Raw genomic sequence first — 22,974 nt, forward strand, 5'->3', positions numbered from 1 at the left:
ATTTAAGGGGAAGTACTGATTTACCTTAAGTTTAACAAGCTTTGTAGGGTGGGCAAAAAAACCAGAATATACGAACTTTTTCAACATAGGTATGTTGCCCACCAATTATTAAAAATAAGTATTCCAATTCACAGTGAATTTTATAGTTTACTACGATATTTTGCTGCCATTATTTCGGCATTTCTATAAACTAATTGTGGGTCTTTGAGCATATTTCCTGGCTCTATTTCGAGTTCTTTTGTAGAAACTGCAACACGCCCTTTGTAGATATCCATAGAAACAACAATTGCTTTTATTTCATCATCAACTTTAAAAATATTGTTCAAATCTTCGGAGCTTATAGAAATTTGGGAAACTTCAGAAATATGCAACAAAACAGCAAGATTATCTGTATAAATAAATAAGCCATATTCTTTGATTGCAAGTATTTTTCCTATTATTAGATTGCCAACTTGAAGCTGTTCTAATCTTAATTTAACTAAAGCTTTTCGGTTACTAACTACTATTCTGGATCGCTCTTTGTCAAATTCTAAAAATTGTAAAGGTATTTTTCTCTCTAACACCTCTTTTTCTGTAATATTATTTCCTAGATGATTAGCAGGAAGAAAAGCTATTACTCCTTCAACCCTTACTATATACCCATTTCCTCTGCCAGTTTCTTTGATTGATGGAGGGTAAAATATTACATCTTCTTCTTGCATTTGTTCAACTCTTTTTAAACCTATTTCATAATCTATATCCCTACGAGATAAAGCGAGAGTATGAGAACCATCTCGATAAATAACCAAGATTCTAAATTCGCGAATTAAATTAAGATGTAAAACTTCTTCGCAAGATTTAGCTTGAAGTGAAATATCTCTTAATGCAACATAAGCAGGTTTTTCTGCCGAAACATCAACGAAAGCATAATCTTTTTCTATTTTAATTACTTTTCCGACAACTACATCACCAAAAGCATATGGTTGTTGAGTAATTGAATTATCTATTAACGAAGTATTATCTCTATCAATAGTGTTTGGATTGTTTGTACAATGCTTATTATCTGATACTGCCCAACAATGACTAACCACTATATAATTATAATTATAGTTATCATTTTCTTGCTTTATCAAGATTACTTTACAAGGTATTGTTGTTCCAACTAATTCTTGATTTGGTGTTTTGGTTTTGAGATGAATATTAGAAATAATAAAGCTTTTATTCTCTACTATAACTGATACTCCATACTCGAAAGCTTGAAAAACTTTGATATATACCGTTACATTTTCTATGGCTAACTGCTCTAGTCTTTTTTTCGATCTTGAGGACTCAAGGTCAACAATTGAAAGATAAAGTTCGTCATAATTATAATATTCAGCACCACAATCTCTTACAACTAAAAACTCATAAGTTTGATTAAGCTGCAAAACCTCTTCAATTGATTCTATTTCTTGAGTAGATGCAACCTCTTTAATAATATGAACTGGCTCACAGCCTTCTATTTCAATTAAAGCTTTTGATGGCTCAATTTCAATGACTTTGCCTAAGACAATATCACCACGTTTAAATTTTCTACTGAGTTGGTCATTCACAATACCTTTTATATATTTTGAGAAACAGTAAACAAAGCGTTTATACCAAATCCGAATTACATACCCAGTTTATAAGCAGTTGGACAAAATTAATTTCCTAGTTGAGGGAGGCAATAGGCACGCTTGTAATAGGCAATAGAGAAAGCTAAATGTGTAATTAATTCTGTCTGGGTACTTAGATGAAACCATTAAACCTTGTAGAGACGTATCATGATACGTCTCTACACTAAATATTTATTGGGGGTTTTACTAAACGGATTTGGTATTAATATTGATGCTTCAATAATTAAAATTATAAAGTGCGCTGTTAATAGTGAATTTTGGGGAACAAACTAAACTCTAGTCAAGCCAAGTAAGATAGCTTTTAGTTATTACTAATAAAGTTTTAGCTAAAAGCTAATTCAGAGAAACAGACCAGGTTGGTATTGTTCCCTTACCTGGAATTTCTATATCAGAAATAGATTTAAACTCATAAACATCGGTTAAGCGAGCATAAACATCCTCTGTGACTTGTACCATATCTTCTGCGCCTCTAACTTGTAAACGATGAGCAATATTAACAGTATCTCCCCAAAGATCGTAGATAAATTTACTTCTACCGATAATACCAGCTACGACTTCTCCTGAATTAACACCAATACGAATTTTGAGATTAATATTACGATCGCGGTTAAAACTACGTAAAATTCTAATCATTTCTAAGGCAAAATCTACCACCCTTTTATTATGGTCAATACGAGGTACAGATAAACCACTTACTGCCATATAACCACTACCAATAGTTTTTACTTTTTCTACTCCATAAAGCTCTGCTGCTTCATCAAAAGCAATTACTAATTCATTCAGAAAAGCCACTATTTCATTAGCAGATAAATTATCACATAATTCGGTAAATCCCGATAAATCGGCGAATAACACTGTTACATTAGGAAAGCTATCGGCAATATCTTCTTCTCCTTCTTTCAAGCGATTAGCTACTGGTTCGGGTAAAATACTTAAGAGTAATTTTTCGTTTTCTTTTTCTCTTTCTTTAACTAATTGCTGTTGGTGATGAAGATTCTCCACCATTTCGTTAAAAGAATGCGCCATCAGACGAAATTCATCTTTTGCTTTTACCTGGACTTTGACATCAGTTTCCCCTGCACCTACTTGTTTAAAACCTTTAGTTAACTTACGAATGGGACGAACAAATTGATGAGAGAAAAAACCTGCGATCGCTGTTACCAGTAAGACTATAATACTAGTAGAAAATAAAACTCTGCGTCCAAATTGTAAAATGGGAGCAAGGGCTTCACTGCGATTGATTTGAGCAATTATCGCCCAATCTAAGCCATTGATTTCTAAAGGGCTGTAAGCATTTAAAGTGGTAACTCCTCGATAATCTTCTCCAATGTTCGTGTCGGTTTGTCCTGATAGAGCTTCTTCGACGGCTTCAGTCTTGATTTCTTGGTAAAAAACGGTAGTGCCAAGTTGTCGTATGTGTTCAACTTCTTCTTGAGGTAAACCATAGTTTGTAATTGCTTGTAAATAGCCTTTGGGATCTTCAATTAAAAAGCGCGAAGTGCTTCGCATCTTACGATCTTCACCCACTAAATAGGTTTCTCCCGACTCGCCCAAGCCATCTCTTTGCCAATTTTGATTCCCCGTCATTACCGTGTTAATTTCATCAACAGAGATTTGAAAAGCCAGCACCCCGATTAATCCTGAATCATCAAAAATGGGACTAGCAATAAAAGCAGCAGGTACAGCATAGGAAGCTCGATAAGGCTCAAAATCACTGACAGCAACAAAACCAGGACTGGGATTTTTCTGGATTTCTCGGACTACACTAGCTAAACCACTGGTAAGATATGGTCCATCATAAATGTTGGTGGCAAAGTCAGCTTCTTTATCTACAGAATAAACAATATCTCCTGTATCGATATCAATCAGAAACATATCATAGTAGCCGAATTCGTCAACGAAGTCGCGATAAACAGATTGAATTCTTTGGTTAATCTCACTATATTTACTACCATCCATCGGGTCTTGTAAAAATTGTTTTTGCCCTACAGGGTTACTGTTATTTGCTATGTAGTGATACTGTAAATAGCGAGCGGTGTTGCTTTTGGGTAGATAAGAAAAAAGTAAAGGTGTACCTTTAACATTTTTAGCCAATCTGGGTAAAAACTCTTGCTCGTAATAGGTTTTTAGTTTGTTATTCCACTCTGGATTGACAGGTTGTTGTTTGAGTTCTTGGTAAGCTTCTTGAAACTCTCTCATCGTATTGGGGATGCTCGGCATCTCGCTAATAGTTTGTACCTGAGAGCGTAAATTTTTAAAATAGGTTTCTATTTGATAGGCTTTTGATTCTCTAAGAGAAGTTAACTGATTAAAAATACTTTGACTAAGAGCTTGTTGACCGCTACTATAACCAATATAAGCGATCGCTATTATCGAGCTAATAGATACTGCTAACAGCATCAGCATCAGCTTGGACTGAATACTTAATTTTCCAATCAAATCTTATAATCCCTATTGACTTGATAAATAGTTGGACTTGTAACTAAGTTACTATACTGGAGTGAGCAGCGACGATCTGCCAAATATCACTAGAATCAAGACTCCAAACACGGGTAAATCGAAAATCATTATCAGATGTAATGCCTGCGTAGCTACCTACTAAATGTACTCGGACGGTGACAACTGCAACCTTTCCTATCAATTGAATCTGTTGCTCAGAAGGCTTTAACACTTCTATTTTCAGTATTCCAGATTGATGGGCAGTGAGATCGTCTTGTTTTCCTAATACTTGACCAAGTTGACACTCTCCGCACTCTCTAGTGACAGAGATTCTTAAGAGATAAGAATCCTTAAAGGGCTTGCCAAAAACCCGCTACTCTCTCGCCTAAAACTAGGTCTGAGCATACTTTTAAACTTAATTGTACTTGGCTATGTTTATCTATTTTGTTTCGCTCATCCTAAAAGCTTTACTTGTAAAGGCTAGGAGCAGAGTGTTAACCACCAAGTTGGGGATTTCCCCCACCTACCTTTTAACTGCAACGTCCAATTACTGGGAGTCTCACCCACAATTTAGAAGTCTGTGCGACTTGCCAAGTATGAGTATTTTACCATATTTCACTTACGGCTAAAGCCGTTCAACGATTGTTCCTCCGCGCTTAAATCTAGACGCGGTTTCCCAATTACCAAGCTGCCTTCAGCAGCTAAAGTAGCAAGTAGCAAATAGCCCTAAAGGACTCGCTATCGCGTCGCAGTAGCAAGTAATATCTATAGCTCCCAGAACATGGTATAAAGCCTCCTAGATGAGTGAGGAAAATATAAAAAGATAATTCAATTCAAGAATCCTCGCTCCTTCGCCTCAGAGGTAGAACTTGCTACATGAAGCACTGCTTTGCGCGAAGCGCGGGGTACTTGCTACTTTTGAAGTATCCCATGATTCGTAAAAACAAGTTCGGGTGCAAGCAATTTATTGAGCGTATCGACATCGGAATGAAGCATTGCAAGCCTGAGCTTTTCTTCAGCTTCGAGAATCTGTGTTTTAATCGAATTGCTCATGGATTCTTCTGTGTAGGGCTTTGTCAACTTTATTTTGCTGGGTAATTTTTCAACTTTTACAGCTTCCTTTAACCTTTTCCCCTTTCCCTTTACCCGTCAATTTTTAATTGACAGAACAGTAGGTCTTTTAGCTCTTTACAAGACTATTATAGATATCGAATATAGATATCGAAACAGGATAGAAGTAGCAACTAGCAATTTTTCTCGAAAAATAATTTATGATCTTCCCCATATCTTGAGGTGTTGCCTATTCCCTATTCCCCTTTTCCCTCTGAATCTTTTGGTTCAAAAACGGGACAATAGCCTTCAGGAATTACCTTAAAACCATAGAGGGGAGAGCCTGGATTCCAGCACCTTTGACTGCGATAATGAAGGCAGGTTTGGCAACAATCTAAATCCTCCGCTATAGTGGGGTCTTGATTGGAGTAGAGTAATTCTCTTTGTGGTATACCTCTTAAAGTTAGCTCATCTCCTTGCCAACGTGCTTCCACAATTCCTGTATCGGCAAATTTATTCCAACGAGAATCGTTATTTAAACTATCGGGAAAAGTAATTCTAATGTAAGAATTACCTTCGTTGATTTCTCCTTCGTAGTGAGTGGGAGTAGGGTTTTTGGGTTGAATAAAGCGATCGCCGATAGGCAATTCTAGTAGTTTATCATTACTAGGAGAGTGGATTTGATAGCGATTACACAATTCTTCTAAACTAGCTAATTCTAGGAGATAATTTGCCAAACCATGAACTAAAATAACGTGTTGAGGGCGCAAATTGTGGATTAATTGGGTAGTATTGCGACCATCACTATGTTCTGCTAGCAAATATGTTTCTTGAGTAATCCATTCTTGTCTTTTTACCAAACGTATTCTGTTTTTTTCAAAATTTGTGGTGTCTACATGGGAACTTTCAGGAAATAAAATTAACCATTTACCAGCTTTAGAAGAGATATAAGACAACAAATCTTCTTTACGATCTACCAAGACAATGCAAGGGAATTTTCCTTGGAAGATGTCTTCTGCATCGTTTATCTGGCGCATTCGGGGACAAACTCGATCGTCCCAAAATAAAGATTGGTGTTTGGCAAAATTCTGTACTGAAGCGGGAAATTGCGATAGTAAATCGAGATAAATATTACAGGCTTTGGCGACATTGGCATCTACCCAAATATCTAAATCGCGTCCTGTAAACTGATGATGGGAGCGCAATAGTTTTAAGATTTCTTGTCCCAAACCAATCGCAGCTACAGGTAACAAGACATTAACCCCAGACATTAAAGCGAGGTTAATTCTTGACATCAGTTGCTTTTCTTGCTGACGACGATGGGGATGACGCACCGTACCATAGCTACCTTCAATGATTAAAACATCAGGAGCCAAACCCCGCATATTTTCAATGGAAAGTCCTTCTACTAGCTGAAAGTTAGACAGGGAAAAATCACCCGTATACATCACTTTATAGTCTTTCTGGCTAGTCTTATAAGTGATTAAAATTGCAGCAGCACCAGGTAAATGTCCTGCGGGAAAGATCTCTAATTGTAAGTTTTTGCCAATGGTTACTGGCGATTGCCAAGGGAGAGTGTGTAACTGTTTCTCAACCTCAGTGGTCATTTCTTCTGACCAATGAAGGGGTAACAGTTTGGCAGTAACTTCACTGGTATAAATAGGAAGATCGGGAAAAGCTTGGCTTAGTTGTGGTAAACCGCGACAATGATCCGTATGGGCATGGGAACAAAAAATTAATTCTGCGGGCGATTTTAACGATTTTTGTAGAGCTTCCAGATCTGCGATCCCACAGTCTAAGATAATACGGTGTTCCCCTATATTTAATAATAAACAAACGCCCTCGCGATCGTGACCTACCCCATACGGGAAACAAGATAAATTAATGGAGTTATTGTCAACATTACCAATGCGAGTTTTGCTCATTCCCTATCAAAAAAAGACTGTTATTTAAATTAAGTTTAAATCAAGTCGCATTACTCATTGATAAGACTAGCCTATCAAAAACATGAAGACTGTTTAGTTATACCGCTTATGGTTTAAGAGTATAAATCTTCTAGGTAAAGTTCCGAGTGGTTAGGGATTTATGACTGGCGATTTGTGAATGATAGATCTATCAAAACCATTAATCAAGTATTTCAACACAGTTATCCATAGACTAGCAATTTCTTCTTTTCAATCGGTGCAGTTTTTTGCCATTTTTGAGGGAAAAATAAAACCAGACATATAGTTGTTTTTATAAAATATGGCGATCTCGCCAAGGTAGGGACTGCGTGAACGCATATCAACCAGGAGATATTGTTAAAGATCGGTATCGCATTACTAATATATTAGGAAAAGGCGGGGTAGCAATTACCTATCAGGCGATAAATCTAGAAACTAATTCTCATGTCGCCATTAAAGTTATTTCTCTCAAACAGCTTGATAATTGGAAGCAAATCGAACTTTTTCAAAGGGAAGCAGAGGTATTAGCCAAGTTAGAGCATCCTGCAATTCCTAAATACATAGATTACTTTGACATTGAAACCGAAACCGATAAAGCTTTTTATATTGTGCAGCAACAAGCACCAGGAAAGTCTTTATTTGAGTTAGTAGAATCTGGTTGGCGCACTACCGAAGCAGAGGTTAAAAAGATTGCTCAACAAATATTAGCCATATTAACTTATCTCCATTCTTTAGACCCTCCTGTAATTCACAGGGATATTAAACCTAATAACTTAATTCGTAGTGATGACGGCACTATCTATTTAGTCGATTTTGGTGCAGTGCAAAATACTTATTACAATACTTTAATGCAGGGTAGCACTGTAGTGGGAACTTATGGTTATATGGCTCCCGAACAGTTTAGAGGAAAAGCTGTACCCGCCACAGATTTATATAGCCTTGGTGCAACCATACTTTATCTTTTAACTCATCGTTCCCCCGCCGAATTACCTCAAGATACTCTTAAGTTAGATTTTCGCAGTTCGGTTAATATTTCTGATAGTTTTGCTGACTGGTTAGATAAGATTTTAGAACCAGATTTAGATGAAAGATTTGCTGATGCTGAGGTTGCTTTAGCTGAGTTATTGGCGAGTAAGAAGGTTAAGCAAAGAAAGTTGATTACTGGTGTTGGTATTGGTGTTTTATGTTTATCTCTAATTTGGGGTGTTAGTTCTTATAAATGGTTCTTTCTAAGTCGCTTAGGTTTTTATCCTGCTAATTTATGTTCTTCTGAAGTTGCACAAAACTTTTTTCAGCAAAAAGGGAATATTAATTATCTATCGAACAAGAATAAATTAAAATTATTAGTTTGTATTATTAGAACAAAAAATACTGGTAATCTAAAAAGAATGATAGCTAATATGACTGATATTTCAAAAATAATTAATAACGAAAAAATTAGAGATAAACTACAATATGCAAGAGATGGAAATATGTTACTGCATGATGCCGTATGGAATAATAACTATGAAATTGTTCAACTGTTAATAAATTTGGGTATCGATCTTGATGTTAAAGGTAGAGATGGAAAGACCCCATTATTTAGTGCTATCGAAAGAAACTATGTAGATATGACCGAATTATTGATTACTCATGGAGCAGATACTAATCTTAAAAATAATTATGGTGACACTCCTTTATTTAATGCTATTAATAGAAAGAATATAGAAATAGTAGAACTTTTGCTTATTCATGGTGCTGATGTTAATGCCAAAGATAATAATGGTCAGACTCCTCTATTAAACATAACTAAGACAAGAAATATTAAGAACAGGAAAGAAATTGTTCAATTATTACTCGATCGCGATGCCAATGTTAATGCAACCACAAAACATGGCGAAACTCCTCTATTAAATATAACTAAGACAAGAAATATTAAAAATAGGAAAGAAATTGTTCAGTTATTACTCGATCGCGATGCCAATGTTAATGCCCAAGATAAATATGGAAATAGTCCTTTATTAAATGCTGTTTATCGAAAAGATAAAGATGTAGTAGAAATTCTAGTCAATCGAGGTGCAGATGTTAATCATAAAAGTAAGTTTAATGATACTCCCCTTTGTTTACTTTATCTTAAGAAACCAATCAATAAAGACATTGAAAAAAAATTAATTGATAATGGTGCTGAATGCAAAAAATAAATAAAAATTACATTGTTATTTTTCTTAAAGGAAATTAAAACCAAGATAAAAAATATAATTATTAAAAGTTTTATTGATGAATAATATAAATAATATTAGTAACTTAATAAGCGATCGCTATATCATTAAAGATAAACTAGGACAAGGTGGTAGTAGTATAACTTATGCAGCAATAGATAAAGAAAGCGATCGACAAGTTGCTATTAAAGCTTTATCTTTAACAGGGTTAAATGATTGGAAAAAGATCGAACTATTTGAACGAGAAGCCAAAATATTACAACAATTAGATCATCCTGCAATTCCGAGTTATTTAGATTACTTTAAAATTGAAACAGAAGACGATATTTATTTCTATATTGTGCAGCAATTAGCACCAGGACAATCTTTAGCTCATTTAATCAGTGAAGGTTGGCAACCAGACGAAGCAATAGTTAAAAATATTGCAGTACAAATATTAGAAATATTGGTTTATCTGCAACAATTAACCCCGCCAGTAATTCATCGAGATATTAAACCCCAAAACATTATTTATCAACCCGATACAGGTAAATTATTCTTAGTTGATTTTGGTGCAGTACAGGATACTTATCATCATACAGTTATGGGAAGTACCGTAGTGGGTACTTATGGCTATATGGCTCCCGAACAATATCGCGGTGGTGCAGTTTTAGCCACTGATTTGTATAGTTTGGGTTGTACTTTATTATTTCTCTTAACTGGTCAATCTCCTGCGGAATTACCCCAGAAAAAGTTAAAATTTGATTTTAGAGACAGCGTCCATATCCAAAGAGATTTTGCTAACTGGATCGATAAATTAATCGAACCTAATGTTAATAATCGCTTTCCTCAAGCGGAAGCTGCTTTATTAGTTTTACAAGAAAAAGCCGATCTTCAAGCTTATCAAAATAATAGTATAACAAAACCCAAATATAGCTCAATTAAAGTTAGTAAAGATAATGAGCAATTACTAATTGATATTCCACCACCTTATAAAAGAAAGCGTGTTGATAAATATTATTATGTTTTGCTGTTATGGGGGATTGTTTCAATTCTCAATAAATTAGCAATTTTTGCTTCTATTGGTTTGTTTGGGAAGTGTTTAATAGTTTTTGGGTTTTACAATATTATTTTTAACTTTAAAAAAATGTAATTGTTGTTGGTTATTATTTATTTTTTCTCAGCTATATTTTATTAACGAATTCTATACCAACATTTTCGCTCTTATTAGTTGTTATTGATACTATTTTAGAATTATTATTGCAGCATCATTTTATGCAACAGCTATTAGTTACTACTCAAATTAAACTCAATCTACAAACAAAAGATAAGATTGCGATCGCTAAAAAAATATTTCAATTTCAGCATCAAGAAACTATTCAATCTAGATCGTACTTACCAAAAGCTTTTTTAACCGAGCAAGAAAAAGTTTGGTTAAAAGGAGAAATAGAAAGGTCTTCTAAATAACATTAATAGTTTTGCCCATCTTAGCTCTAAGACAGATTAGATTAATTAATCATTAATTTTTAAATAACCTTTTCTTAATTAAGTCTTATTTTAAACAAAAAATAGAATATCTTGCATTATTTATTACATATATAATCTAAACAAACAACAATCAATTTAAGCTCTTAACCTTTAATGCCAACTGTTACTTATTGCCATAAAATAGCGGAGCAATAGTAAAAAATTGGGTTAAGGTTTATGTCTCAGGATGTCAATCAGAATACAGAAGTTTTAAATCAACTTGAATTACCTGAAGAATTACCCTCTATTTTGAATCAACTTGGTAGATATCAAGCAGAAACTACTGAAGAAGATGCCGAAGGTGCTGCGGAAATATCTGCTTTCGATCCAGAAAGTAATAGGCTGTTTGTTGTTAATGCAGTTGAGAATGCCATTGATATTCTCGATCTGAGCGATTTAAGTAATCCTACTTTGGTATCTTCCATTGATTTAAATCCCGTGGGTGCAGGGGGAAATAGTGTCGCTGTCAGAAATGGCGTAGTCGCAGTTGCAGTGGCTAGCGACCCAGTACAAGAACCTGGTACAGTAGCCTTTTACAATACAGAAGGTACGTTGCTAAATCAAGTAACGGTGGGTGCTTTGCCAGATATGCTTACCTTTACTCCTGATGGCACTAAGATATTAGTAGCTAACGAAGGAGAACCAGGGGAAGAGAACGATCCTGAAGGTTCAGTGAGTATTATCGATATTTCGGGCGGTGTGGCAGATGCTACCGTAACTACTGCTGGTTTTACAGCGTTTAATGGTCAAGAAGAGACTTTACGCAGTCGCGGAGTCAGGATATTTGCAGGACGTACTTTTGCCCAAGATGCCGAACCAGAATATATTACCATCAGTGAAGATAGCACCACTGCTTATGTGACGTTACAGGAAAATAATGCAGTAGCAGTGGTGGATTTAGAAGCTGGTCAAGTTACAGAGATTCAGCCTTTAGGGACAAAAAACTATCTTCCAGGAACACCAGAATTAACCAACTATACTTGGGATTTAAGTGGCGAAGTTTTAGGTACAACTCCCGCAGGACAAGAAATCTTATTAGGGGGAATGTCTGGCTTATATTATGAAGGGACAACAGAAGAAGGCTTACTACAGTTTATCGCAACTCCAGATCGAGGGCCCAATGGTGAACCCACAGATGTTGATGGAGATGGAGATAATGAACGTCCTTTTCCTTTACCAGATTATCAACCCCGCTTAGTACGCTTTACTTTAAACCGTGAATCTGGAGAAATTGCCATTACAGATCGAATTGAACTATTTCAGGAAGATGGCACAACACCTCTTACAGGTTTACCTAATCTGCAAGCAGGAGAACCAGGATCGGCGTACACAGATGAAGTACCAGTAGATTTAGAGGGTAATTTACTAGAAAATGACCCTTTTGGCGCGGATTTGGAGTCGATCGCCGTTGCAGCCGATGGTACTTATTGGTTATCGGATGAATATCGCCCCAGTATTTATCATTTTAATGCCGATGGTACTCTAATCGATCGCTTTGTTCCCCAAGGTACGGCTGCTGCTGTGGGTGCTGAACCAGGTACTTTTGGCACAGAAACTCTTCCTGCGGTATATGCTCAAAGAAGAGCTAATCGTGGTTTTGAAGGGATGGCTTATGATGAAGCAGGAAACAGCTTGTATGCTTTTATTCAAAGTCCGATTGACAATCCTGATATTGACAGTGCCGATGCAGCAGAAAATGAAGATATCAGCAGCGATCAGAGTTCCCGTGATTCTCAAATCTTACGTATTCTCCAAGTTAATCCCGAAACAGGAGAACCCACAGCAGAATATGTTTATTTCTTAGAAGGTTCTGCGGGAGTCGATAAGATTGGGGATGCGGTTCATATTGAAGGGAACAGAATTTACGTTATAGAGAGAGATTCGGGAACGGATGCTAGTTCTAAAAAGTTGATCTACGAAATCGATCTCAGTAATGCAACTAACATTTTAGGTACAGAACTTTCTACTGCTACGGATGCGGAAAATGCTTTAGAAGGTAAAACCGCTGATGAATTAGCCGAAATGGGAATCAATGCGGTAACTAAAACCAAAATTCTCAATTTACCTTCCATTGGTTATGTTGCAGGAGATAAAGCTGAAGGATTAGCTTTACTAGATGATGGTTCGTTAGCGGTTATCAACGATAATGATTTTGGCTTACTAGATGAAGAAATCCCCGTTGATGGTTCAGTACCCTTTAATCCCGATCCTGTACCCACTGTATTAGGCTTAATTGACTTCGATCCTACTACCTTAGATGCCAGTGATGCCGATGAGGGAATCAATCTGCAAAACTATCCCATTTACGGATTACTTCAACCAGACGCGATCGCATCTTACCAGGTTTCAGGGGAAACTTATTACATTACTGCTAATGAAGGGGATGCTAGAGAGGAAGATGTCCGCCTCGCAGAGGTCACCCTCGATCCTAATGCCTTTCCCAATGCAGCAGAGTTACAAGCGGATAATGTATTAGGAAGATTAAACATCTCTTCTATTGATGGAGATACCGACGGTGATGGTGATTACGATCGAATATTTACCTATGGTGGTCGTTCTTTCTCGATCTTTGATAGCAGAGGTAACTTAGTTTACGATAGCGGTGATGATTTTGCTACTATTACTAGTCAATTTTTCCCTGACTTATTCAACTCCCAAGGTACAACGGATTCTTTTGATAATCGCAGCGATGATAAAGGGGCTGAACCAGAAGGGGTAGTTATCGGCGAAATCGGGGGCAAAAATTATGCCTTTATTGGTTTAGAACGCATTAGTGGGGCGATGATTTATGATGTGAGCGATCCTACTAATCCCGAATTTGTTACCTATCAAAATGCTACTGATGAAGCAGGTAACGCTATTGATATTGGCCCTGAAGGTTTAACCTTTATTGCAGCAGAAGACAGTCCTAACGGTGAACCAACTCTAGTTGTAACCAACGAAATTAGCAACACCACCACTACTTTTAATGTGGATGTTCCCGAAGAAACTTTTACGCTGCAATTACTCCATGCAGCCGATCAAGAAGCGGGACTTGATGCCCTAGAAGATGCCCCTAATTTTAGTGCAGTACTCAATGCATTACGGGATGATTACGAAAACACCCTAGTTCTCTCTTCTGGAGATGCCTATATCCCCAGTCCCTTCTTTTCTGCCAGTGAAAGCGTCTATGGTAGTGCGGGGCGTGGTGATATCTTAATTCAAAACGAATTAGGCTTTCAAGCCATTGCTTTGGGTAACCATGAGTTTGACTTTGGTACTGGTACTTTAGCTGGTTTAATTAGCCCTGATGAAGAAACTAACTATCCTGGTACTAATTTCCCCTATCTCAGTGCTAACCTCGATTTCACCACTGATGAAAATTTAGCTCCTTTAGTTACTGCTGATGGACAGGAAGCCAGCACAATACCCAATACAGTTGCAGGAAACACCATTGTTACTGTTAACGAGGAGCAAATTGGCGTAGTTGGCGCAACCACTCCCACTTTAGGCTCTATTTCCTCTCCTGGTGATTTAGGTATTGCACCCATTGAATTTGACTCCACCGATGCTGAAGACATCGCAGCTTTAGCAGCCGAAATCCAAAGTTCTGTTGATAGTCTCCTCGAATCCAATCCCGAACTTAATAAAGTAGTTCTGTTGGCACATATGCAACAGATATCTATTGAAGAACAGCTTGCAGAACAACTAAGTAATGTTGATATTATCGTTGCGGGTGGTTCTAATACTCTCCTGGCAGACGATACAGATCGCTTGCGTGCTGGTGACGAAGCAGAAGGGGCTTATCCTATCCTCAAAGAAGACGCTGATGGTAATCCCATTGCAGTAGTTAACACTGACGGTAACTATAAATATTTAGGGCGTTTAGTCGTTGAGTTTGATGCCAATGGTTTAATCATTCCCAGTAGTATAGATCCTGAAATTAGTGGAGCTTACGCTACCGACGATGATGGCGTTGCAGCCGTTGAAGGCACACCCGATCCTGAAGTAGTTGAGATTACAGAACAACTATCAACAGCAATCGCTGAACAGGAAGGTAACATCTTTGGTAACACTGAAGTATTCTTAAATGGTACTCGCGGTGATGTTCGCACCCAAGAAACCAACCTGGGGAACTTAACCGCCGATGCCAACCTCGCCACAGCACAGCAAACCGATGAAACCGTTGTTATCTCTATTAAAAACGGTGGTGGTATCCGTGATGATATTGGTGATGTGATTGTTCCTCCTGGTGCAACCAATCCTGAAGACTTTGAACGCGTACCCCCTCCCGCAAACGAACTAGCCAATAAAGAAGAAGGAGATATTTCTCAGTTAGATGTTTCTGACGCTCTCAGCTTTAATAATGGTTTAACTCTCCTTACCCTTACCGCAGCAGAATTACTCGCAGTCATCGAACACGGTGTAGCTGCAACCGTCGAAGGGGCAACTCCTGGACAATTCTCCCAAGTAAGTGGTGTGCGCTTTAGCTTTGATGCAACTCGCGAAGCAGGAGACAGAGTAGTATCTTTGGCTGTAGTAGATGAATCTGGTTCAATTATTGATACTGTAGTTGAAGGCGGGGAATTACAGGGAGACGCAAGCCGCACTTTCCGTACTGTTACTCTCAGTTTTTTAGCAGAAGGTGGTGATGAGTATCCTTTCCCCACAGGAGAAACTGCTAACCGCGTCGATCTCGTTACCGAAGACGACGAAAATCCCGATCCTGATTCTCGTACAGGAGAAGTTACCTTTGCCCCTGATGGTTCGGAACAAGATGCGCTAGCAGAATATCTCAATACCAATTTTAACGAAACCTCTTTCACCACCGAAGATACCAGCCCTGAATTAGATACTCGCATCCAAAATTTAGCTGTGCGGGAAGATACTGTCTTAGAAGATTCCGATCTCTTAGATACTGAAATTTTCCGTTTCCGCCGTTTGGGTGGTGTGTCTTCTTATATCTTTGTTGCAGAAGCAGAAGCCCAAAATATTAGGGAAAATTTCGCTGATACCTTTGAAGAAGAAGGTGTTGCTTTTGAAGTCAGTTTAGAAGCAAATGAAGAGCTTGATTCTTTATATCGTTTCCAAAGTAACAATAACCCAGGTAGATATCTCTATGTGGGAGAAGAAGAAAGAGCTAGTATCAACGCCAACTTCTCTGAAAGTTTTACTGAAGAAGGTTTAGCTTTTTCTGTTTATGGTGCAGGTGCAGGGGAAGCAAACGAATTCACTCGATTCCGCAATCTCAATAGCCCTGAAAACTATCTCTATGCAACAGGCGCAGAAGCCCAAAATATTAGAGACAATTTCGCTACTATCTTTGAAGAAGAAGGTGCTGCTTTTGAAGCAGAAATTATTTAGGGGATGAAGAATTGGGGATGGGGGTTATCTCTATTTCCTGAATTTTGGCGATCGCTTTTTTGAGGAAGGGCGATCGTTTTTTATCTTCATAGTTGCTCTTTAATAACATCAATTAAACTAGAGCCACCCCAAATCACAGCAATTAATATTGAAGTAGAAATTACTGCGCCCAAAGCACAAATTATTAAACCCAACAAACTAATTACACCATCATCTTCTACCAAACCAAAACCAATTACAAAAATTCCCATTGCAGGTAATGTATTTGTTCCAGGAATCGGGATCATCATTGAAATTGACATTAAAGCGATCGCCATACCAATAATAACTCGACCAGGTACGCTAGTACAAATTGAACTGAGACGAGGCTTTGTGAGGGCTTCAATTTTTTGCAGCAAAGGAATACCTTTTTTGATCAATGCTTGAACACTTTTTAGAGGCATTGAACCATTCATTATTTTAGCTGGTAGCCAAGGGCTATCTCGACCAATAATTAACTGTAAAGCTAAGAAAAGCATTGCAATCCCGAAAGGAATAGAATAACCAGGTGCGGGAAGGGGTAAAGCAGAAGGTAAAGCCAAAATTACAAATAAAAAGCCAAAAATGCTATCTCCAGCCAAAGTTAAAATATCGGATAAAGAGACTTTTTCTCCTCTTGATTCTTCAAAAAAATAGCGATTCAATTCAGTAGAAAGTTTAGCCATAAAAATTAAGAAGTCAGAATTAACAATCAGTGAGAGATTAAAACTTGCTATTTACTGAAAACTATTGAATAGATTGAAGTCAAAAAATAATCAATACTAAAAAAAAGAACAATAGGATGAGCATTGCCCATCCTACATCACAGGTAATTGTCAATTGTCTATTGCCAATTGTCAAACTCTTTAGGAGAACACTCGTCAATTAACTCAACCATAATAGCTGATAAGCAATCGCTGTTGACTGGTTACTGATAATTAATTGTCTCAAGTTCCTACTGTCCAAGAGTTAATGTACTCAATTTGATCTTCAGTGAGAGTATCAATTTCAATACCCATTCCTTTTAATTTAAGAGCAGCAATATTCCGATCGATTTCTTCAGGAATAGAATGTACTTTCGCCTCTAAATTACCTTGGTTTTTCACTAGGTATTCACAAGCAAGAGCTTGGTTAGCAAAGCTCATATCCATTACTGCGCTAGGATGTCCTTCAGCAGCAGCTAGGTTGATTAATCTTCCTTCCCCTAGAACTACAATAGATTTACCATTGGACATACTATACTCTTGGGTAAAGTTACGAGCGTCTTTAACTCCTGTAGCTTTTGCACCCAAAGCTTGTAAATCAATTTCTAAATCGAAGTGTCCAGCGTTAGATACCATTGCGCCATCTTTCATTACTTCAAAGTGTTCGGCGCGAATTACGTGCTTGTTACCAGTTAGAGTAACAAAAACATCTCCTTCAGCAGCAGCTTTAATCATTGGCATGACGCGGAAACCATCCATTGCAGCTTCGATGGCTCTTACGGGGTTAATTTCCGTAACGATAACGTTTGCGCCTAATCCTTTAGCACGCATCGCAACACCTTTACCACACCAGCCATAACCAGCAACAACTACAGCTTTACCAGCTAAAAGAACATTAGTCGCGCGGAAAATACCATCTAGGGTAGATTGTCCAGTACCGTAGCGGTTATCAAAGAAATGCTTGGTTTCTGCGTCGTTAACATTCATTGCAGGGAAAGAAAGTACCCCATCATTGAACATTGCTTGTAAGCGAACAATACCAGTAGTAGTTTCTTCTGTTGTACCAATAATGTCTGATAGTTGGTTTTGACGCTCTTTAATGAGAGTTGCTACTACATCACTACCATCATCGATAATAATGTTGGGTTTATGGTCTAAAGCAATTTGAACATGACGGTGATAAGTTTCATTGTCTTCGCCTTTAATCGCATATACGGGAATACCGTAGTCTGAAACTAGACAAGCAGCAACATCATCTTGAGTAGAAAGAGGATTACTAGCAATTAATAGTGCATCTACACCACCAGCTTGAAGAGTAATTGCTAAATTGGCAGTCTCGGTAGTTATGTGAGAACACGCAACTAGGCGAATTCCCGCGAAAGGCTTTTCTGCTGCAAAACGTTCTCTAATTTGTTTAATAACAGGCATTTCTCTAGCTGCCCATTCAATTCTTTTTTGTCCCATAGAAGCCAAAGATAAGTCTTTAACTTCGTACTTAGGTGTAGGAACTGCTGCTACCATAAATTTTCACCTTATTTCAGATAATAATCAATTATTGCTATGTAATCTTAACTGAATTATCGCGTTGTTTGCTATTTTTGCTTATGGTTTTTTAATGAAGAAATTTTGTAGTAATACTTTCCAGGGGGCTATCTTCCAGCGATCGCAATGTGAGATAATTAACTCCTCATCATTTAGTTCTAGTTTACTCCAACCAGGTATACTAATGCGGGGTTTCCAGGGTAAAGGCGATGTCATATTTAATGTCCATTCTGTGGTGATTATCTGGTCTTGTTGAGTAATCGAGTGCAAATCCAGTTTAATATTCTGAAAGAATGTGCCTAAGAAACCAATCATTTTTTGATATCGTTCGACACCAGTAAACTTATTGAGTGGGTCTTCAAAATAAACATTTTCTCTATAGATACTATAAGTTTGTTGTTCGGGGAAATTTTGATAATCTTGCTTGATAATGTCGATAATTTTCATAAGATTGTAGTTTTTCTAGAAAAGGTAATAATTAATATTTTATTGTACTTTTTATCAGTATTTACACATAATAAAGTTTTTTAGCTATAAGTATTTACTCAATTGTATATTTTTTTACCTTCAGTATAAATATCTAACTTATTATACTGATGTTTATACATCATTTGATTGCGCTCAAACACTCAGATTGATTAAAGTTATTTTTTGATAAAAAATGGGTATTTTAACAGTAGATAATTAATACCTAAAAATAATTAATATGAGGACGTATCGGACAAAAGTTACTGTAGTTACTGCTTTTTCTTTATTGGGATTAAGTATAAATCACAAAGAGGCTATTGCTGCTAATTCATTCATAGATCGCTATGGTTCTTTTGCTCCAGATATTAACTTAGTAGATTTTATGCCAAAAAGCGAATTAGCAAAACAAATTGCTAATCCTCACAATGAAAACCTGAATACTTCAGAGCAAGGTAAAATCAAACGAGAAGCTTTAATTGCTAAAATAGATGCTCTAGGTTCGGCTGAACCTTTGAAAGAGCAAATTGAAAAAGAATATAACTCTTTTGATAATGAAGCTAATGATAGTAGCTCTAATTTAGAAAAAACCGAACAGAGTAGCGACTTAACAGGAATTGCTAACGCCGATCGAATCAATCAAAATATTGAAGATAGATATGATGGTTTAGTTGAAACAGATAGTCAAAAAATAGACCTTTTTAAAGCGAACCAACTATCTAAAGTACCTACTAACAATTTTATCAAAAGTATTTTAAGTAAAAGTTCTGATACAAGTACCGATCCACAAGATTCATTACCAAAATACTTGACTGCAGGTATTTATTTGGCAATTTTTGGAGGTGGTTGCCTTGTTTTAGTACTGGTATTAAATGCTTTCAGTTCATCAAAAAATCAGGTATTTTTCGGATTTTTAGGAAATATTTATGGAAAAGAAAAAGTTCCTGATAGTGCGATAACATTACACAATCGTACTCTAAAACAAATAACTAACTTTGCTAAAAAAGCTGAAAAAATTGACGATGAAAAATTTGGTAATCAAGAATTTATGCTCTATGTAAAGCTAAAAAAACAAGTAGATAAAGGAACTCAAGAATATCAGCAAATTTGTCAGAGTATTAAATATCTCGAAGTTGCGATCGCTGCTCAAGGCAGTTATTTAAGAATAGAACAAACAGAACTACGTTATCGCAGTCGTAAGCAACAAGCTTTTTATCAATTCGTAACAGATAACATTACTGATGATGTAGATAAAAGTGCTTTTCAAGATCGAGTAAAAAGAAAGTTAGCAGAAGTTATTCCTTTAGTAAATAGTCAGGAAGGAAGAGAAGCTTTACAAACATATACAACAGAAATCAATAAAGTTTCTCAACATGATTTAGGTTTAAAACTATTATCTTTATTTAAAAAGTACCAACTTGAAGATTTTACTATTTTACGCAAGGTGTCCGATCTCGTAGAGCAAGTTAATGCTCAAGATTTATTAGAAGACAAAAATTTGATGGTTTTAATTTTAGAAAACTATGATGTATTAGAAAAACTAGCTCCTATTCTTCAAATTGCAGAAAAAGATATTCAGCCTGAATTTTTTGCTAAAATCTTGCAATATATGGGTTTAGTAAGAAGACATGAAAAAGCTTTCCAAAAATTTCAAGAATTAATTAAAGTTTTACAACAATGGCAAAAACCATTTAACTCTTTGAAAATTATTCGCGAACAATATCCTAGTAGTGAATATAAGCTTCCTAAAGAATTTTCAGAAAAAATACCAGGATTAAATATTTACAAAAAATATGAAAAATATCTCAATAGCGATAAGTGATTGTATTATGCTTTACTGACAAGCTGAGGTCACTTTTTCTAAAATAGATTGATTAAACAAATTGTAATGAATAGCCTTTCTTGAATTGCGATCGCTTTTACTAAGTGTGTTAATAAATACCAATCACTAGTATAATCAGACTTATTTGCTAAAATTAGCTCACAATTCTTGACTGCGGAATTTACAGGAGAGTTCATTCTGAAACAATCTAAATTTGATAAAATTCACCTAGGTGTTTTTTAGTATTACAAAAAATGAGACAGCATCAAAAAGCAATTAGCATGAAAACTGTTGGTAAATCACTCCATAAACTTACCAATCAAATCGATAAAGTTGTTGCCGAATCTCAGATTACAACGGGGCTATGTATTGTTTTTGTGCGTCACACTTCCGCATCTTTAATTATCCAAGAAAATGCCGACCCTGATGTGTTACAAGATTTAGAAAATTTCTTTGCCAAGTTAGTACCAGAAGATTCTATGGCATATCTTCATGGTGCAGAAGGTTTAGATGATATGCCATCACACATCCGTTCTACTTTAACTAATACTTCAGAACAAATTCCTGTTGCTGGAGGTAGATTAGTGTTGGGAACATGGCAAGGAGTCTATCTTTGGGAACATCGCCAAAGAAGTAATAACCGCGAGATTGTAGTTCATGTTATGGGCGATTAGGGAGATACAAGATATTGTTGATGAAAGCAATCATTTTAATTAAGGGTGGTGTTTTTGTCTTGAAAAGGATGTTGACTTTCTCTCCTGTTTATCAACTGCTTCAATCCATTCATAACAAATTAATTGCTTTAAACTCTATCTTTTGTTAGTCAGAGATTACTCCGCCTTCTAACGACGGAGCCTGCTCTGACCGTTGGTCAATCAGTCAGTAATCAGTGGAAAATCAGAAATTAGCTCAAATTAAAACTTTAGAGGAATTATCGCTCAATGCTTTGCCATGTCTACAACAAATTCTTTATGATGGCTGGATTTTACGATTTGCTGATGGTTATACAAAACGAGCTAATTCAGTTACTCCTCTGTATCCAGGTTCACAAGATTTAATCTCAAAGATTCGCCGTTGCGAAAAAATTTATCATGGTTTCAATCTTCAGCCGATTTTTCGCCTCACAAATATCCCTCAACTAAAAACCCTAGACCAAACTTTAGAACAGTTGGGATATCAAAAACAAGACAAGGTTAGCGTTCAACTTAAAACTATTATCGAAAGTGATATCTTGATTTGTGAACCAGGTATTACGATCCAAAATGAATTATCCCAAGAATGGTTAGATTATTTTGTTCATGCAGTAGATTTGCCGATAGAGCATTGGAACACTTTATCTACTATGTTGGAAATTATTCCTAATCCTATTTGTTGTGCCTATTTAAAAAATCCGCATCGGTTTTGCAGTTGCGGTTTTGGAGTTTTGGAAAATGACTATCTGGGACTTTTTTTCTTAGTTACTGCCAAAAAACAGCGTCGCCAGGGTTATGCTAGCCAACTAATCTCGGCAATGTTGAACTGGGGACAAAGCAACGGTGCAACTAAAGCTTATCTTCAGGTAGAAATCGATAATCAAGAAGGAATAAATCTTTATCGTAAACTAGGTTTTACCGAGATTTATCAGTACTTTTATCGTTTACCCCAAATTCACATCAGTTAGATATAATCATTTTTATAAAATCCAAGCTCAATATAGTTATTGAGTAATTAGATCTCTTGCACGAATACGAAATTTGGAGCTTTTAGAGATTAATACTAATTCGCCAAATTGCATATTCTAAAAAGAATTTGGCTAAAAAACATTTGGGCATTTACAAAATCATTCGTGCAAGAAGTCTACTGTAACTTTTGATTAAAATGTTCATCATAAGGAAAAAAGAATCATGAATGTATTTCCTACATTGGAAACTTTAGGGAAAGGAGAACCAGCTGATGTAGACGATCCAGCTATCTATCTCAACCCTGACGATCCATCGAGAAGTATCGTCCTCACAACTCTTAAAACTGATGGTTTAGCAGTATATGACTTAGAGGGAACAGAAATACAGAGCATTAGCCCTCCAGATACTCGCTACAACAATGTCGATATTGTTTATGACTTTGAACTAGGAGAGGAGCAGGTCGATTTAGCCGTTGTATCGGATCGCCGTAATGATAATCCAGTTATTTATCAGATCGACCCCGATACTAATCGACTAACTGATATTACCGACCCTACTGTTATTGATGAAGATTTCTCAGTCTTTGGCGTAGACAATGGAAGTAATACTGCTTATGGTTTAGCCACTTACAATAGTGTTGTCGATGGCA

Annotated in this window: 15 protein-coding genes; 8 read left to right on the forward strand and 7 right to left on the reverse strand. The window is 36.5% G+C overall.

What is annotated here, in order from left to right; genetic code table 11:
• Nucleotides 1-140: 140 nt before the first annotated feature.
• From H1P_RS01430 to H1P_RS01450, 4 genes are all read right to left on the reverse strand, one after another.
• A complete protein-coding gene (locus tag H1P_RS01430; protein ID WP_144863409.1) occupies nucleotides 141-1,571 on the reverse strand; it encodes a S1 RNA-binding domain-containing protein in 1,431 nt (476 codons plus the stop codon).
• A 396-nt stretch (nucleotides 1,572-1,967) separates the two neighbouring features.
• Nucleotides 1,968-4,073: an adenylate/guanylate cyclase domain-containing protein gene (locus H1P_RS01435; protein ID WP_144863411.1), complete on the reverse strand. Its 2,106-nt coding sequence runs from the start codon at nucleotides 4,071-4,073 to the stop codon at nucleotides 1,968-1,970.
• A 43-nt stretch (nucleotides 4,074-4,116) separates the two neighbouring features.
• Nucleotides 4,117-4,404, reverse strand: coding sequence for a nuclear transport factor 2 family protein (locus H1P_RS01440; RefSeq protein WP_144863413.1), 288 nt, complete (start codon nucleotides 4,402-4,404; stop codon nucleotides 4,117-4,119).
• Nucleotides 4,405-5,380: 976 nt separating this feature from the next.
• Nucleotides 5,381-7,048 carry an MBL fold metallo-hydrolase gene (locus H1P_RS01450; protein ID WP_144863415.1) on the reverse strand — a complete coding sequence of 556 codons (1,668 nt, stop codon included), beginning with the start codon at nucleotides 7,046-7,048 and terminating at the stop codon, nucleotides 5,381-5,383.
• 347 nt (nucleotides 7,049-7,395) lie between these two features.
• Between H1P_RS01450 and H1P_RS01455 the strand changes: the two genes are divergently transcribed.
• The 4 genes from H1P_RS01455 (at nucleotide 7,396) to H1P_RS38060 (ending at nucleotide 16,113) form a co-directional block, all read left to right on the forward strand.
• Nucleotides 7,396-9,246 (forward strand): ankyrin repeat domain-containing protein, encoded by a 1,851-nt coding sequence (locus H1P_RS01455; protein ID WP_144863417.1) that lies wholly within the window; start codon nucleotides 7,396-7,398, stop codon nucleotides 9,244-9,246.
• Between the two features lie 76 nt (nucleotides 9,247-9,322).
• Nucleotides 9,323-10,396 (forward strand): serine/threonine protein kinase, encoded by a 1,074-nt coding sequence (locus H1P_RS01460; protein WP_144863419.1) that lies wholly within the window; start codon nucleotides 9,323-9,325, stop codon nucleotides 10,394-10,396.
• Between the two features lie 107 nt (nucleotides 10,397-10,503).
• Nucleotides 10,504-10,710 carry a hypothetical protein gene (locus H1P_RS01465; protein WP_144863421.1) on the forward strand — a complete coding sequence of 69 codons (207 nt, stop codon included), beginning with the start codon at nucleotides 10,504-10,506 and terminating at the stop codon, nucleotides 10,708-10,710.
• Between the two features lie 237 nt (nucleotides 10,711-10,947).
• Nucleotides 10,948-16,113 carry a choice-of-anchor I domain-containing protein gene (locus tag H1P_RS38060; RefSeq protein ID WP_144863423.1) on the forward strand — a complete coding sequence of 1,722 codons (5,166 nt, stop codon included), beginning with the start codon at nucleotides 10,948-10,950 and terminating at the stop codon, nucleotides 16,111-16,113.
• Between the two features lie 86 nt (nucleotides 16,114-16,199).
• Here H1P_RS38060 and H1P_RS01475 read toward each other — a convergent pair whose 3' ends face one another.
• The 3 genes from H1P_RS01475 to H1P_RS01485 all read right to left on the reverse strand — a co-directional run bounded on the left by H1P_RS01475 (nucleotide 16,200) and on the right by H1P_RS01485 (nucleotide 18,824).
• Nucleotides 16,200-16,817 (reverse strand): exopolysaccharide biosynthesis protein, encoded by a 618-nt coding sequence (locus tag H1P_RS01475; RefSeq protein WP_144863425.1) that lies wholly within the window; start codon nucleotides 16,815-16,817, stop codon nucleotides 16,200-16,202.
• A gap of 261 nt (nucleotides 16,818-17,078) precedes the next feature.
• Nucleotides 17,079-18,356, reverse strand: a complete 1,278-nt coding sequence (ahcY, locus tag H1P_RS01480) for an adenosylhomocysteinase (RefSeq protein ID WP_144863427.1) — start codon at nucleotides 18,354-18,356, stop codon at nucleotides 17,079-17,081.
• Nucleotides 18,357-18,437: 81 nt separating this feature from the next.
• The gene (locus H1P_RS01485; protein WP_144863429.1) at nucleotides 18,438-18,824 is read right to left on the reverse strand and encodes a C6orf136 family protein; all 387 of its coding nucleotides are present in this window, start codon (nucleotides 18,822-18,824) and stop codon (nucleotides 18,438-18,440) included.
• 259 nt (nucleotides 18,825-19,083) lie between these two features.
• On the opposite strand from H1P_RS01485, the gene H1P_RS01490 reads away from it, so the two are divergent.
• From H1P_RS01490 to H1P_RS01505, 4 genes are all read left to right on the forward strand, one after another.
• Nucleotides 19,084-20,664: a hypothetical protein gene (locus H1P_RS01490; protein WP_144863431.1), complete on the forward strand. Its 1,581-nt coding sequence runs from the start codon at nucleotides 19,084-19,086 to the stop codon at nucleotides 20,662-20,664.
• A 254-nt stretch (nucleotides 20,665-20,918) separates the two neighbouring features.
• On the forward strand, nucleotides 20,919-21,338 hold the full coding sequence (locus H1P_RS01495; protein ID WP_144863433.1) for a secondary thiamine-phosphate synthase enzyme YjbQ: 420 nt from the start codon (nucleotides 20,919-20,921) through the stop codon (nucleotides 21,336-21,338).
• 215 nt (nucleotides 21,339-21,553) lie between these two features.
• Nucleotides 21,554-22,324 carry a GNAT family N-acetyltransferase gene (locus H1P_RS01500; RefSeq protein WP_144863435.1) on the forward strand — a complete coding sequence of 257 codons (771 nt, stop codon included), beginning with the start codon at nucleotides 21,554-21,556 and terminating at the stop codon, nucleotides 22,322-22,324.
• A gap of 223 nt (nucleotides 22,325-22,547) precedes the next feature.
• A partial coding sequence (locus H1P_RS01505) for a phytase (protein WP_144863437.1) occupies nucleotides 22,548-22,974 on the forward strand: 427 nt, incomplete at its 3' end.

The sequence above is a fragment of the Hyella patelloides LEGE 07179 genome (assembly GCF_900659865.1).
Classification (GTDB): Bacteria; Cyanobacteriota; Cyanobacteriia; order Cyanobacteriales; family Xenococcaceae; genus Hyella; species Hyella patelloides.